Source organism: Enterococcus sp. DIV1279b (assembly GCF_050531515.1).
Taxonomy (GTDB): Bacteria; Bacillota; Bacilli; order Lactobacillales; family Enterococcaceae; genus Enterococcus_D; species Enterococcus_D casseliflavus.
Genome location: NZ_CP172891.1, coordinates 1,211,727 through 1,226,630, shown reverse-complemented (window position 1 = coordinate 1,226,630; position 14,904 = coordinate 1,211,727). Strand labels below are relative to the sequence as shown.

Sequence of the window (14,904 nt, the reverse complement as noted above, 5' to 3'; positions counted from 1 at the left end):
ACACCTACCATTTCAACAGATTATTTTTACGAAGAATTTCTAAAAATGTTTTTTTATCCAACAAATCTGTTTTATCTGAAGAATATGTGTTTAATTGGATATGCTTAAAATTTTCATATAAATTACGATTTTTTTGATCGGGAATCAAATAGAGCTGATCATTCTCTAAACCAACCGCGATTTCCTCTGTAGTCATTAATTCTTCATATAATTTTTCACCCGGTCTTATACCAACTTCAATTATATTTCCACTGTATGGAACTTTACTTTTAAAATTATAATCTTCAATCAAATATCTTGCCATTGATTCAATATTTATAGCTGGCATCTTCAAAACATATGTTTCTCCAAATTTCGCATGCTCAGCAGCAGTTAGAACCAATTTAGCAGCATCTGGTATAGACATCATGAACCTTGTCATATCTTTACTTGTTAATGTTATATTTTTATTTTCTTTAATTTGTTTTATGAATAATGGAATTACTGAACCGCTAGATCCCATAACATTTCCGAATCTTACAATAGAGAAAACAGTATCTGAGTTCCCTTTATATTTATTTGCTGACAAGATTATTTTCTCACTCAGAAGCTTGGTAGCTCCCATTGTATTCTGAGGATTCACTACTTTGTCAGTACTGATTGCAACCAATCTTTTTACACCTTGATTAATTGCTGCCTCTATAATATTTTGGGTTCCAATAACATTAGTTTTAACTGCCTCCATTGGATTATATTCACTAGCTGGAACATGCTTCATAGCAGCTGCATGAAAAACATAATCAATCCCTTTACATGCGTAATTTACTCTATTACTGTCTCTTATATCTCCAATTAAGAACCTTATATTTTTGTACTCCGATAATTCTTGTTGCATGTAAAATTGTTTTTCTTCACTTCTGCTAAAAATTCTAATTACTTTTGGCTCGTAGTTTAGTAGCTGTCGGACAAGTTCGCTTCCTATAGATCCTGTACCACCTGTAACTAAAATCGATTTATCTTTAAACATCCTATTCTTCCCCCAGATTCACTTGTTCGTTTTTTTATTTAAAATATAAGCTAAAACACCAATCATCAAAATTAAAGCTAATGTGAAACCATACCTTATCCAAAAATAATCAATTAAATATAAAATTGTAAACGAAAATAAAATCATTAAAATTGTTAAAATCATTAAAAGTTTAGTATCGAACAATTGTTTACTTATTATTCTCTTAGCCCAATTATAATGAAACAGGAATAACAAAAAATACGTAAAAGCTGTAGTATATCCAGCTGCTAAAATACCATATACTGGGATAAAAATTAAGTTTAACACTATATTAACTATCGCACTAAATAAAGTACCAAAGGATATATACCCCGTCTTTTTTAAATAAAACTCTATGTTTACTGGTAAACTATACAAAAATTGAAAAAAATACCCTAAACAAATCGGAATTACAAGTGGAATCCCACTATAATAACTAGAATCTGCCATAATCTTTGCTAAGTCCACCGAAATAACCATAAATGCCATGGAAATAATAGTAAAAAAAAGACTATATAAACTTGAAACTTTTTTTATATTTAAATATTTTTTTTTACTCATTTGTTCATAAAACCACGGAACCCATGAATTATTTATTGAAATCCAAACTACATTTAATATGATAGCTATGTTGCTAATATAAGAATATATACCAGCTTCATTAGACCCTAACGAAAAATTAATCATTATCCGATCAAATTGGGCTAACATAATGCTTGCTAATGAGTGGGGTATGAGTGGTAATGAAATTCTCAAAGCATACTTCCAGTAAGTTATATTAAACCTTTCCTTGCCTTTAATTGCTATGGATAAATAGATAAATACTCCACAAATTAATAAACCAACCGCTCCTCCTAAAACTCTTCCCAGATATTTATCATAGGAAAACACTGTTTGCATCAATAAAACAGATGCACATATATTTAATGCTGTTGATAGGAGAGAAATTTTGAGAAATTTAAAATGTTGAAAATTTATTGTGTATAACGCTTGTAAAAATGTGACTAAAAAAGTTGAAAAACTTTGAATTATCATCAAATTAAAAATTAGTTGATTCATATCAAAAAAATTATCAAATATCAAAAAGTAAAAGTTTCCAAAAAATAAAAAGAAGATTAAGCTTAATGTTGCTAAAGATAAAATTGAGGACATAAAATTTGATATATCCTTCTTAAAGTCAAAGCTAGCATTATTCACTGAAGCATTTAAACTTAGTCCTACTAATATAGAAAAAATAGAAACAAAGGATGTATAATTGTTAATCAACCCGTATTCTGCTTGTGTTGTTATCCGTACAAATAAAGGAACTGTGATAAATGATATCCCTTTAACAAAAAAATTTCCAATTATATACCAAAAACTTGATTTAATAAGCTTTGATTCTTTTAATTGATTCAACAAACTCAGCTTCTCCTAACTCTTTGTTCTCTTTCAGCGAATTTAAATAGTTCCAAAACAAAGAAATATATATTATGCCCAACGGAAAAAAAATTAAATTATGGAAATTTGCTAGCAAAATTAAAAGTCCTACCGATAATGGAGTTTTTTTATAGTATACTCGTCCGGATATGAACAACAACACAATACCAATTATTCCTAAGTCATACATTATTGATAAAAAATCAAAATGCAATGGAAATTGCAAATTTACTGTTCTTGAAATTAAGTCATATGCAGCCCCTGGACCATTTCCTATTAAAGACTTGCTCGGATTAGCCACAAGAGCATCAACTACCGTTCTGTACAAAAAAAATCTAGTTTCTGTACTAGCATCCCCATTTAATCTAGAATTTAAGATGTTATTAAAAATTTGATAAATTGGGAAGATACCCAGTATTGATATTGAAAAAAACAAAAACTTTATTTTATAAGAATGTTTCTTAATATATTTTTTGTAGAAATAAAATATATTAAAAATCAAAGCAAGAATTAAAACACTTCGTGTTTCACTCAAGTAAATCATGTACAATGAAACGAATATACAAATTAAATTCAAAAATTTGGTTCCCGAATTAACTTGTTTATATTCCAATTCTTTCAATAAAACTAACATTGAAATTAAAATAACTATCGAAAAATTTGGTGGACTGGTTATAAAAAAACCTGCCGTTCTTTCAAAGTACAAATTTTGATTGGTTAAGACATAATATAATCCATTCATTATTATTATTTTTGATAGTACTGAAAGGTTAATATAGTTAATTTTGGAAACAATCACGAATAGCAAATAGTCAAAGAGGTATCGAAATGTCTCATCCAGCGAAGCTTTATTTAGTAAAAAGGTAATCATTAATAAAAAAAGAAATATAAAAGAAACTAAAATTTGAACTTTGGTAAAACGTATATCTAAAAAAAAACCAACTATAACAATTAAAACAAGCATGATTATAGATATATATGAGTTATATGTACCTGATGCTTGATTAATACTCATGTAGATTTTTTCGTTTAGAAAAAAAATTATTGGAAAAACTATGAATACATTTTTCAAGGAAAAAAAATTTTTTGAAGTCAAATTCGGCTCTCCTCATCGAAAATATTATTTAAGTTACAATATATTACCGAAATACTTCTGTTTTCCGGAAATTCTAAATTCAGATTAATTTTTCTCTTAGCTTTAATAGTTGAGATACTACTTGAAAATATACTTATAGCATCCGACACTACAAAATTATTGTTGTTTAATAATTCTGACGGGATAAATTTATTAATTAATATAGTCAAATCCTCATTAGAATAATACGAGCTATCTAACGGATGCTTTTTTAGTAGTACAGTATATCCGTTATTTTTATATTTTTCTATAATGTTATCAAATATTAGAATCTTTTGCTTTTCATCCATATACGCAGTTTCTGACAAAGGTTGAGTTAAAACCAGCGCAACCTCCTTATCAGAAATTTGATCGAGATTTTCAGGCACATCAAAAATATTACTAATTTGTCTTTTCGTTTTGTTTGGTAAAGATAAATACTCCTTATCATTATTATAAATCTCCAGTATAGAAGACTTGAACGAAAATTTTTCTGGAAATGTCACTAATACTTTTTCTAATTTTGAGTCATACATATATTTATAATTAATTCTATATATATATTTCCTTATCATTTTTTTGCTAAAAGTATCTTCAGGATACATATAAATATTTGGAGCATCTTCTATTAAAGTGACTTTTTTAGCAAAATAAAATAATTGATTTGATGAAAAAAACAAACTTTGGGGTTTCCAATTATAAGTTACTAAATGAAACTCATTTGGCAGATATCTAATCCTATAGGATAAATCTATAGCATAAGAAACTAAAATGCGATCCAAAAAAAGAGGTCTTCGCCTTAATATAACTTTTTTAACTTCATTCAACTTATATAATTTAGGTGTCATTTTTTTAAAATTGTCATACAGTTCTTTACTAACAGGTGTTAAATAAATATATGCATCATTCTTATTTTTTGAAATCATTACTAAACTGTTCAAAACATGTAAGGGTGTCGAACATGAGTATAGATCTATCATTATAAATTCCTTCCTAATAATTTCAGCTTAAATACTTTAAAAAGAAATCTTGAATTACCAAATACATATCGCTTAAAAAGTCTTTTAGGTTCTTGAATTAATCTATAAAACCATTCTAAAGAATTATCTTGCATCCACTTTGGTGCTCTTTTAACATTTCCGGAATAATAATCAAACAGTCCACCACATGTAATTATATTATTCACATTCAAAGCCTCATAATTTTCGATTACCCATTTTTCTTGTAGTGGACACCCTAATCCAACGAAAAGAAAGTCAATATTCAACTTGTTTATTTCTTCTATTAGCATTTTCGAATTATTTAGATCAACATTATAACCGTCCATCACTCCAGCAATTTTTACATTTGGAAATTTAATTTTGAAGTTTTCTCTAACTGTTAATGCAGTATTTTCTTTACCGCCAAACAAGAAGAACTTTTTATCAAATATCTCATTTTCTTCTAAGTATGAGAATAGTGCAGGAAATAAATCTGTAGTTGCAATTCTTTCTTTTGCAACTTTCATCTTCAAAAATTTTTGACCTTTTATCAAACCCATGCCATCAATATAAACTACTGCATATTTATTTTTTAATATATCTCTATACTCAACATTTTTTAAAGCAATATTGTAACAATCAACATTTATAGCAAAATACATTTTCTTCTGTTTGTTATTTACCATCATTGATATGAATTTATTCATATCATCCAAGTATAAGTCAATCTTATCTAACATATTGTCTCCCTAATATGCATTATTTGGAAAAAACATAATTAAAACTGTTTTAAGAATAATTTTAAAATCATTTAGAGTGCTAAGCTTTTTTATATAATTTAAATCTAAATTTACCATTTGATCAAAACTAACATCATTTCTTTCGCCGACTTGCCATAACCCTGTTGCTCCAGGTTTTACCATTAATCTTTGTTTATCATAATTAGTGTACTCTGCTACTTCCCTTTCTAACGGAGGTCTAGGCCCAACTAGACTCATATCCCCTTTTAAAATATTCCATAGTTGAGGAAGTTCATCTATACTTGTTTTTCTGATAAATTTACCAATTTTAGTTACCCTTGGGTCATCTTTTATTTTAAACATTGCTCCTTCAATTTCATTCTGATCGAGGAGCAGATTTAATTTTTCTTCTGCGTCAACACACATTGATCTAAACTTATACATTCTAAAAATCTCTCCATCTTTACCAACTCTATTTTGCGAAAAGAAAATGGGGCCTTTAGGTTCCTCTTTTTTTATTTTATAAGCAACAAATAAGAATAATGGGGACAGTAATACTAAACCAAGAAAGCTAGCAAAAATATCTATTATTCTTTTTAATATGAAATACCCTTTTTTCGAGTCTAATACTTTTTTATCTATAATAATTTGATTACTATTCACAGCAAAATCTTTGTCGATTTTAGTTGCTCTCACTTCTTCCACCTTTTTTCCTCCTAAAACAAACCAAATTTTTTCTTTTTAACCAACTTAAACTCTGGAAAAACAACTTGCTCTCCATTTACTAAATCTCTGACAACTTGTTTCATTTGGCTTACTTTATCAGTACCAAAATCGTCATAAATAAGCTGATAGGCTTCTTTTAAGCAAAAAGGTCTTTTAGTCACTCCATGAGCATCCGAAGCTACCATTTGAACCAAATTATGCTCTACCATTATTTTTGCCGTTTTTTGAATATCTTTACCAAATACACCGACATAGCTTGGAGCAGTAAGTTGTGCCAAGCAACCCATTTCTAAAAATGGAATCAGGTTATTAGGATCCTTTCGAAAATGAGCATTTCTTTCTGGATGAACGATCACAGGAATCTTCCCCATCTGTAATAGCTCAAAAAAAACTTGTTCTGTATATGAAGGAACTTCCATTGTAGGAAATTCTATCAAGATATACGTATCCTCAAGGTCTGTAAATAAAATCTTATCATTTCGTATATCCTCAATTAAATCACCTGTAATTCGAACTTCTTGTCCTTCTAGTACAGTTAACGGCAGATTTCTTTTGTCTAATTCTGCCTGTAAAGATACGACAAGAGAAATGACCTCTGACTTAGGATTTGTATATTTCCCATTATTATGATGGGGAGTGCATAGAATATGTGTTATTCCCTGGCTGATTGCTTTTTCAGCCATGGCAATACTTGCCTCAATATTTTCTGCTCCGTCATCAACACCTGGTAAAATATGACAATGTAAATCAATCATTTCTCCCGTCTCCTTTATATCATTTAGTTTCCATAATAATAGTAATAGCCTGAATCTTTACTATTTTCGGCGCCATTGTAAACAACCCCTAAAATTCTCGCTTGAACCATAGCTAATAAATCTTTTGCTTTTGCCAGAGACTCCTTACGGGAAACATTTTCCCGAACAACTAGCAAAGTGCCATCTGCTTTCGATGCCATGATCTGTGCGTCCGTAACTGCCACCACAGGAGGCATGTCGAAAATAACTACATCATACAAATTCTTTGCTTCTTCGATCACTTGATTCATTCGAGAAGATCCTAAAAGCTCGGATGGATTTGGGGGTTTAGGTCCACTAGTTAGCACAGAAAGATTATCGATAACCGTTTTTTGTGATGCTTCTAAAACGCTTGTCGTCGTGCTTAACACCGTACTTAAACCAGAAGCGTTGTTTAGGTTAAATGTTTTATAAACCGTAGGCTTACGCATATCGGCATCAACTAACAACACCCGCTGACCAGATTTTGCAAAGACGACTGCTAAATTCGCAGAAGTCGTAGACTTTCCTTCTCCTGGACCAGAAGATGTAATTACTAATGTTTTGATCTGTTGATCAGCTGAAGATGCAAATTGAATATTCGTCCGTATTGTTCTGTATTGCTCTGAAATAGGTGACGATGGATCAACCAACGTAATCAAGCTAACTGCATGCGTTTGGGTTCCCTTATGCTCTTTTATCTTCGCCATTCATCTTCCCTCCTTAAACTCTTGTGCGACTACGGCGTGATTCAGCTGCCTTGTCACTTGTATTTTTTTTGATCATAGGTGTTGCTGGTTTTTTCTGAATAGTCGCGTTTATTTCTTTCGCTGACATTTGTGGAACTGTTCCCAGAATCGTGAACCCTAGTGTTTCTGTAACAAATTTATTATCTTTTACAGTCCGATCCAGCAATTCCAATAAGAAAGCAATACCAATACCAACTAAGACACCTAAAACTAAACCAATTGCTAAATTAAGTTTATTGTTTGGTGATACTGGTGAAGAACTTGCTTCTGCGTTGGAGATGATTGATATTTTGTCCACGCTCAAAACATCTTTAGCGTTTTCTTGGAAAACTAAAGCTGTCGTATTTGCAATGTTTGCAGCATAAACAGAATTAGTATCTGTAGCCCTAATAGAAAACATCAATGAATTTTGTGATTGTGTCACTTCAACAGAATCTTTCAATTCTTGTACGCTTTTATCAATGCCATATTCTGATTCTATTCGGTCTTTGACCTGGTTGATAACCAAATCTCCTGTAACTAGTTCTTTATATGTGTTGATCATTTGTAGATTCATATTTACATCATTTGCATTTGTTGTTTCGGTTTGTGGCAGAGTAACGATCAATTGCGCTTGAGAACGATACTGGGGTGTAAGAACAAAAAAGGTAACGATCGCTGCTAACGCCAAGCCGACAAACATCGAAATTAAAATTGATGTCAGATGTTTCCGTAATATATCAAATATTTCTTTTAAACTAATAGTCTCTTCCATATTTCTCCACTTTCTTCTAGTTATTGATGTCTAACTGGTCTTTAAGGATAGTTTGTACACGATTTAACTCTTCATCACTTACACGCTGATACGAGATGCCATCTTGCATGAATCCTTCACCTTGAAGCTGGTCTTGTTTGATCGTTTGAAACGCACTGCGATAATTCATTGCCAATGTCCGCATATCATCAAAACTCATATCAGTTTTCATATTGTTCTCAACTGCATTTAAGATTGACTGATATTGACTAACACCGTCTAGACTGAGAACTTTCTTTACGATCGCTTCCACCATCTTACGTTGTCGGTCTTGTCGACCGTAGTCTCCATTGGGATCATCATATCTCATTCTTGAATAAGCGAGTGCTTGTTCTCCGTTTAATTTTGTACGACCAATTGTAAAATCAAAGCCATCTTTTGAAAAAGTCAAATCATTATCAACTTCAATACCGCCGACTGCGTCAACTAATTCTTTCAAGCCTTCCATATTAAGGGACACGTAATGATCAATTGGAATATCTAAAAACTTCTCAACCGTGTTCATAGACATGGCTGCCCCTCCAAAGGCATAGGCATGATTGATTTTATCTGTTGTTCCATGTCCTACGATATCAACATAGGTATCGCGCGGAATACTCACCACCGTCGTCTGATTGTCTTGAGGACTGATGGTCGCCACCATCATGGTATCAGAACGGCCTTGTTCGACTCTGCCTAAATCACCGGTATCGATCCCCATCAGTAAAACCGAGAAGGACTCTTGTTGGGATAGATTGACATCATTTTCACGTAGGCGATCTTCTCGATCACGCTCAACTGATTGATAGGTTTCGTTAATTGAGTTGGACACATCAAAATATAGTTTAGCAGCAACACCGATCAATCCGATGACTAACACTGCAACGATTGTAAAGATAATTAAAAAGATTTTTTTTCCTTTTGACATTTGCTTTCCTCCAGTTATCTAAAATTTCCTTCAGCACGATTCAACTTATCTAATAGTAAGACGCTGAACTCATGTCTGTTCCAGTACCGTCTCCTGTTGATGTATCGTCAGAATAACTTCCAGTTGAAGCTGAGGGAATATAACTGGTATAGCCTGTATACCCCATTTGTGCCGCAATTGAATTAGCGGACTCTGTAAAAGAATCTTTGAGCACTTGATTTCGCACTTGATTGATGCTGTCAATCAGAGCTAAATAGCCATCCAAAGTCACTTCGCTAGTTACAACATTTTCTTGCAGCATAGCATTCAAGCTGGCTTGAATTTGTGTAATGCGATCCAATTGAGCGGTCGCAAACTCTAAATAAGCAGAAACAAGGTCTTTCCATGGACCATCTTCAAGAAAATTTAAATCCTCACGTACATTCCCTAAGTCCGTTTCTTTTAAATCCTCTTTAATAGTGACATTGTTCTCAGCAGCTTGCCAATTCGAAACACCTTCAGTAAACAACGCTGCTGTCTTAGCTTGTACTTTCACTTTTGCCTCGATCTCTTTTAGTTGATCATCCAGCGCTTGTTTCTTTTCTTGAATTTCAACAGATTCGCTCGGCAATGCGCTCTCTTCGATTCCGTAATCATCTGCAGATACTTTTACTGCTGATAGTTTCGCGACAGTTTTCAAAACCTCTTCTTCGCTAAGATCACTTCGTAAAAACGTTTGCTCTTCGTTGCTGTACATACCAGCAATTTCTCCGGACAGTTCATTTAAGCGCTCTCGCTCGCTTGCAATCGCTGTCTGTGCGTATTCGACTCGTTGCTGATATTGTCTTTGGTTATTTTGTCGGTAACCTATCAAACATATTGCGATGGCTCCGATTCCCACAGCTAACACAGTCAAAGTCTTTATTAACGGCTTTCCCATGAACACACTCCCTAATTCAATTGTGCTTGTTTAAGCATTCTGCCTTCGTCTCACATAATAAAGGCAATTCTAGTTTATTATAAGAGAAATGTATCATTAAATAAAGGAAATTCCTGTTTTTTCTTTTTAAAGGTATATTTTTCATCAACAAAAGACTTATATAATGGCAAATATCAGTTATTTTAAATATACATAAATAACGTGTAGCATACTTGACAGTTTTTTTAAACCCTCATTTTAAATAATAAATAATTCAGTGATAATCGTTATTCTCATCGTCTTTGAGAGTTGTCACATCATAGAAAAATAACCTCGAGTGATTATATTCATTCATTTTCTCAACATCTTTTCATTATAAATAGAAAACATAAGAATTTCAGAAAGAAAAGTTAAATGCTTTTGTTGTTATTATAAATCGGTTTGGCAAAACTGGATAATTTTCTTGGGGCACTTAGGGTTTCCTTCGCGGTTACTATTTATTTACACCAATCGTTCCTGTAAAAATTATAAGTTATCATCCGTAAAGTGACTTTCCTCTTCACTTCCGTCCCCTTTCATCTTCTATTGGTTCCCCCGAAACATAATTAATCATTCAACTTTTATTTCTACGCCAAAAAGTTATTTCCTTGACGCCTCTTTTGCTATTTAATTTCAATTTATTTTATTTGAGATGCTGAAAAAACGTGTTTCTACCTATATATATGCCGAACGACAGTTGATTTATAGAAAATGCACAAAATCTTGCACAGGAACAGGTATAGATTTCACCAACCGATGAAATACGTGATTTGTTTTTTCTTCCCTATCTTCATTAAGATGAATAAGTAAGATTTGCGATTTTATTCATGAAAGGAGCCACGTCTTGAGAAATTTTCAAATTAATTTTATTACCAATACTGCAACGATTCGATGGCTGAAAATTTTGATGGCATTCGAGAAAAATTATCAATGTTCGACTCAAGGTTTGGCAAAGATTTCAGGAAGTACCACGCGAACGATCGTAACGGACGTGACGGATCTAAAAGAGTATTTTGGCGACTGTTTATCGATCGATTCTTCTCACAAGGGGTATATTTTTTCAATCAAACATTCCGCTGTGTATTTAACGAAAAAACGTGCGCTGATTGCCGATGAGATTTTGTTCCATATCATCGAAAGTATTTTCCACAATGATCTTTATAGCTCATCGGAATGGGCAGAGAAGTACCATATATCAGAAAGCACCGTTCTTCGCTATTTACGGAAAGTACAACCTATTTTTTCTTTCTATCGTTTGGAGATCCAAACCAATCCTATTTGCTTTCTTGGTGAGGAGATCAATATTCGCAAGTTTTTCCATGATTTCTATTATGAATCGGAAATTACTGCCCATACGATCTTTCCACCGATCGCCATCCAAAATATCACTGCTAGTGCTTTTTCAAGATGTTATCAACTCGACCAACATGCTTGTTCATTTGGTGAATTCAATTATTACTTGTATATCACCTTTGAGCGCCATTTTGCAGGTCAACGTATCGAGTTGCCTAAGCAAATAAAAAAACTATTTGAACAGTATAATGATTTTCGGCTATTTTCTGAAATCAATGAGGCTGTAAGTGAGCAATATCAAAAAGAACTTCCCCACGAGGAAGTCCTTTATTTGTTCTTATTAGTGAAAACCCGTCGCTCGATCAGTAACTTAGCAATCGAACAAACCTTTTGTAGAGAGTATAATCATTGGCCTGAAATCAAGCAGCTTGCGGCAGCCTTTGTCAAGGATTGCTTGCCAGATACACAAGATAGCGCTCGCGACCGACTCTTAGTAGAGTCCTTTTTTACGGTAGCAAAAATCAAGCAATTATTATCCCCCTTATTAAATCATATGATTTCTGATACCGTTCAATTTGTCGAAGAGGCGTATACGGACGATTACCATCTATTTAAAAACTATCTGTTGACACAACCATTAGCTAGAGAAATTTGGGACAGTAACACACTGGAGCACTTAGGAACGAGTCTTACGATGTACGTTACTTCTATTAAATCTTTGTACTGGCAAGCCAAGAAGAATATCGCTTTTTTGTTCGAAGGCCCCTTTTATTTATGCCAATTATTAAAATGCAAATCTGTTCGTTATTTGCGCAGTTCTCGGACCTTTTATTTTCCGGACTCCAATGAATTGTCGGCAGGCTATTTGGAAAAAAATCAGATTGATTTGATCGTGACCAACTATACGGAATATATTACCGAATATGCCCAAGACATTGATTATTTGCTATTCAAAACCTTCCCCGATGAGCACGACTGGGAAGCTTTAGAGGAAACGCTAAACGCTAATTTCAATCCTTGATCAGCGAACACCCGCCGTTTCCCTCGATCTGACCAAGCTATTCAAAATATGCACCTGAGAATGAGTGTAAGAGCTTGTGAGCAGTTTAACAATAAATCCAGAGCCTATCGCTTATGTCGTCACTGACGCAGCGATAGGCTCTCTTCTTATGCCTTCCTACATTAAAAGTAAAAAAAAGAAGCAGCCACTTCATTCAGCGAGCTGCTTCTTGCTAGTTGATTGATTAATCGAGGATCGTTACTTTTACTTGACGACGGCCCCATTGGATACATTGTGCGACGTTATCAAAGTGAACATCAATGATGTTTCCTTTGATCGCGCCACCAGTATCAAGCGCTAATGCTACGCCATAGCCTTCAACATTGACTAAGGTGCCTAACGGAATCACGCTTGGATCAACGGCAACTGCCATTGGATTTTTACGTAAGTCTGTCCCACTTGCTGTAAAGAAACTAGAGCCAGCTTCTTTATACGAGTAAGCAGTTGATTCCATCATCAATGTTCGACCACTACTTGTATTGCTGTTGTTGCTATTGTTATTACTGTTGTTAGTTGTATTGCTTGAGCTGCTGTTCGAGCTATTGTTGTTGCTTGAAGAGCTGCTCGATGATGAGCTGCTGCTTTCAGTCGTATTGCTGCTCGATGAAGCAGACGCTTGGGATTCAGAAGCGCTTGAACGTTCAGCAGCTTGGGCTGCTTCTTTTTCAGCTTTTTCTTTCGCTGCTTGTTCCGCCGCTTCTTTGGCTGCTCGTTCTTCTGCTGCTTTTTCAGCAGCTAAGCGAGCTGTTTCAGCTTCTTTGCTGGAAGCGATTTGTGCCAAGGTTGCTTCGTTTTCTTTCAATTGGACTTGTAGATTCGCAATTTTTGAATCCAATGTTTCGGCTTCTGATTCTAATGCGGTTTGATTTTCTTTCAATGATTGCTGTGTAGACTGTGCTTTTTCTTCTAAAGCTTCCAGCTTTTCTTTTTCTGCTGTCAATGAATCGATCTTTTCTTTTTCCAAGTTTTGTAACATCGTCATCGCATAGGCACGATTGATAAAATCTTGGATGTTGGATGATTCTAATAGTACCGTCCAGTCTCTGGTAGCCCCGCCATTGACTTGGATGTCTTTCATACGTTCCGCAACGACAGCTTCACGCTTTTCAATTGTTTCTTGTGCAGTTTTGATTTCTGCTTTGGTTGTTGCTAATGATTCTTCATTTTCAGCGATTTGAGCTTTTAGCTCTTCTACCTCACTGTATTTCGCATTCACATCAGTCAATGCAATCTGCACTTCCGTACTGATTTCCTGACTTTGCTGCATGACGGCACTTTCTTGCTCTTGCAATGATTCAAGTGACTCAGCCTGCGCAAAGATTGGAGAAACGATTCCTGCCGCAAAGACAGCGACAACGATTGTTCGTAGTTTCTTTGCCTTCAAAAAATTCCCTCACTTCTCACTATGGTTTCCAACATATCCTATTATACAAATTCTTAAGAAGAATTTTATTGCAGGACCTTTACAATTTGTTACAAATTATCGTAAAAGTGGGTGTTTTCTTCGTCTTTTTCGACTGAATTTAGTCAGAAGTGGGAAGAATCAGCATTGATAAGGGTTTATTTTTTGTAATCTAACCGTAACAAACCTATTTTTTCTTACGGATCGCTTCAATAAATCGAGACAATTCCTGACTGCTTTTTATCTGATTGATTTCTAACTTTTGAAAGTTTTTTAAGAGTCTTCTTTGATGGAAATTCAATCTCGGTAGATTCTGTTTTAATACGCGCCATTCTTCTGGAAACGCTGCGAAGCGCCCTTGCCAATCGTTTTTATATTGCTCAATATTTTCAGCCAATTCTTTTTTGTGCTGTTCAAAGGCTTGATTGACCTGTTGCACCGCTTTCTGAAAGGCAACCAAGTTAGCTAGGGTATAGCCCATATCAAAAGAGAGAACCATCAATAAGAAAACTGGCAATAAGAATCCTACGCGAGCACTCAATGTTTGCACGATCTCCAGCATTTGCGGATGAACAAATCGAACAATGAGCACACAACACACGCCCCAAAAAAGAGAAATCGGCAATGCCACCCGTCCATTGATATTCAGTGGTACTTCTTTGTAATCCCACCATGAGGCATGAAAAAACCGCTCAAGTAAATAGCTTGTCACATATTCAAGCACGGTGACCAACAACGCTGCCGCAAAGAACAGTGGAATCACTTGCTCATGTAATGGCCGTAACAAATAAACAACGCCAAGAATCCCAAAGCCGTAGATGGGTGTGATTGGACCAATAAGGAAGCCCCGATACACAAAGTGCTTGGCTTTTAGTGAGCAATAAATAGTTTCCCAAAGCCAACCGATAAATGAATACAAGAAAAACAATAAAATGATCCGTTCAAATTGAACCATACCTCTCCGCTCCTTTTCAATCTGTCGCA

The 14,904-nt window shown here is 34.1% G+C and carries 14 protein-coding genes; 1 reads left to right on the top strand and 13 read right to left on the bottom strand.

The annotated features are described in order from the left end of the window. Nucleotides 1-4 precede the first annotated feature (4 nt). The 11 genes from IGI71_RS05775 to IGI71_RS05725 form a co-directional block, all read right to left on the bottom strand. Nucleotides 5-1,006, bottom strand: a complete 1,002-nt coding sequence (locus IGI71_RS05775) for a UDP-N-acetylglucosamine 4,6-dehydratase family protein (RefSeq protein WP_430616226.1) — start codon at nt 1,004-1,006, stop codon at nt 5-7. Between the two features lie 18 nt (nt 1,007-1,024). Continuing rightward, entirely contained in the window at nt 1,025-2,428 is a 1,404-nt protein-coding gene (locus IGI71_RS05770; protein ID WP_430616225.1) for an oligosaccharide flippase family protein, read from the bottom strand. Next, the gene (locus tag IGI71_RS05765; protein WP_430616224.1) at nt 2,394-3,461 is read right to left on the bottom strand and encodes an O-antigen ligase family protein; all 1,068 of its coding nucleotides are present in this window, start codon (nt 3,459-3,461) and stop codon (nt 2,394-2,396) included. Before IGI71_RS05765 ends, IGI71_RS05770 begins: the two co-directional genes overlap by 35 nt. 77 nt (nt 3,462-3,538) lie before the next feature. Continuing rightward, complete coding sequence (locus IGI71_RS05760) at nt 3,539-4,540, bottom strand: polysialyltransferase family glycosyltransferase (RefSeq protein WP_430616223.1); 1,002 nt, start codon at nt 4,538-4,540, stop codon at nt 3,539-3,541. Next, nucleotides 4,540-5,280, bottom strand: coding sequence for a WecB/TagA/CpsF family glycosyltransferase (locus IGI71_RS05755; RefSeq protein WP_430616222.1), 741 nt, complete (start codon nt 5,278-5,280; stop codon nt 4,540-4,542). The genes IGI71_RS05760 and IGI71_RS05755 overlap by 1 nt, the downstream gene beginning before the upstream one ends. Before the next feature lie 9 nt (nt 5,281-5,289). Beyond that, nucleotides 5,290-5,985, bottom strand: a complete 696-nt coding sequence (locus tag IGI71_RS05750; protein ID WP_430616221.1) for a sugar transferase — start codon at nt 5,983-5,985, stop codon at nt 5,290-5,292. Nucleotides 5,986-5,996: 11 nt separating this feature from the next. Further along, the gene (locus IGI71_RS05745) at nt 5,997-6,761 is read right to left on the bottom strand and encodes a tyrosine-protein phosphatase (protein ID WP_430616220.1); all 765 of its coding nucleotides are present in this window, start codon (nt 6,759-6,761) and stop codon (nt 5,997-5,999) included. 23 nt (nt 6,762-6,784) lie between these two features. Continuing rightward, a complete protein-coding gene (locus IGI71_RS05740; protein ID WP_430616219.1) occupies nt 6,785-7,489 on the bottom strand; it encodes a CpsD/CapB family tyrosine-protein kinase in 705 nt (234 codons plus the stop codon). 13 nt (nt 7,490-7,502) lie between these two features. Then, the gene (locus IGI71_RS05735) at nt 7,503-8,282 is read right to left on the bottom strand and encodes a YveK family protein (protein WP_430616218.1); all 780 of its coding nucleotides are present in this window, start codon (nt 8,280-8,282) and stop codon (nt 7,503-7,505) included. A gap of 16 nt (nt 8,283-8,298) precedes the next feature. Beyond that, nucleotides 8,299-9,228, bottom strand: coding sequence for an LCP family protein (locus IGI71_RS05730; protein ID WP_430616217.1), 930 nt, complete (start codon nt 9,226-9,228; stop codon nt 8,299-8,301). 49 nt (nt 9,229-9,277) lie between these two features. Continuing rightward, nucleotides 9,278-10,147: a hypothetical protein gene (locus IGI71_RS05725; protein WP_151196680.1), complete on the bottom strand. Its 870-nt coding sequence runs from the start codon at nt 10,145-10,147 to the stop codon at nt 9,278-9,280. Nucleotides 10,148-11,009: 862 nt separating this feature from the next. Here IGI71_RS05725 and IGI71_RS05720 point away from each other — a divergent pair. Further along, on the top strand, nt 11,010-12,479 hold the full coding sequence (locus IGI71_RS05720; RefSeq protein ID WP_142437033.1) for a helix-turn-helix domain-containing protein: 1,470 nt from the start codon (nt 11,010-11,012) through the stop codon (nt 12,477-12,479). A 223-nt stretch (nt 12,480-12,702) separates the two neighbouring features. Here the strand turns inward: IGI71_RS05720 and IGI71_RS05715 are convergent, their stop codons facing one another. After that, entirely contained in the window at nt 12,703-13,902 is a 1,200-nt protein-coding gene (locus IGI71_RS05715; protein ID WP_430616216.1) for a 3D domain-containing protein, read from the bottom strand. Nucleotides 13,903-14,107: 205 nt separating this feature from the next. Further along, on the bottom strand, nt 14,108-14,875 hold the full coding sequence (locus tag IGI71_RS05710; protein WP_016608128.1) for a putative ABC transporter permease: 768 nt from the start codon (nt 14,873-14,875) through the stop codon (nt 14,108-14,110). Nucleotides 14,876-14,904: the final 29 nt, after the last annotated feature.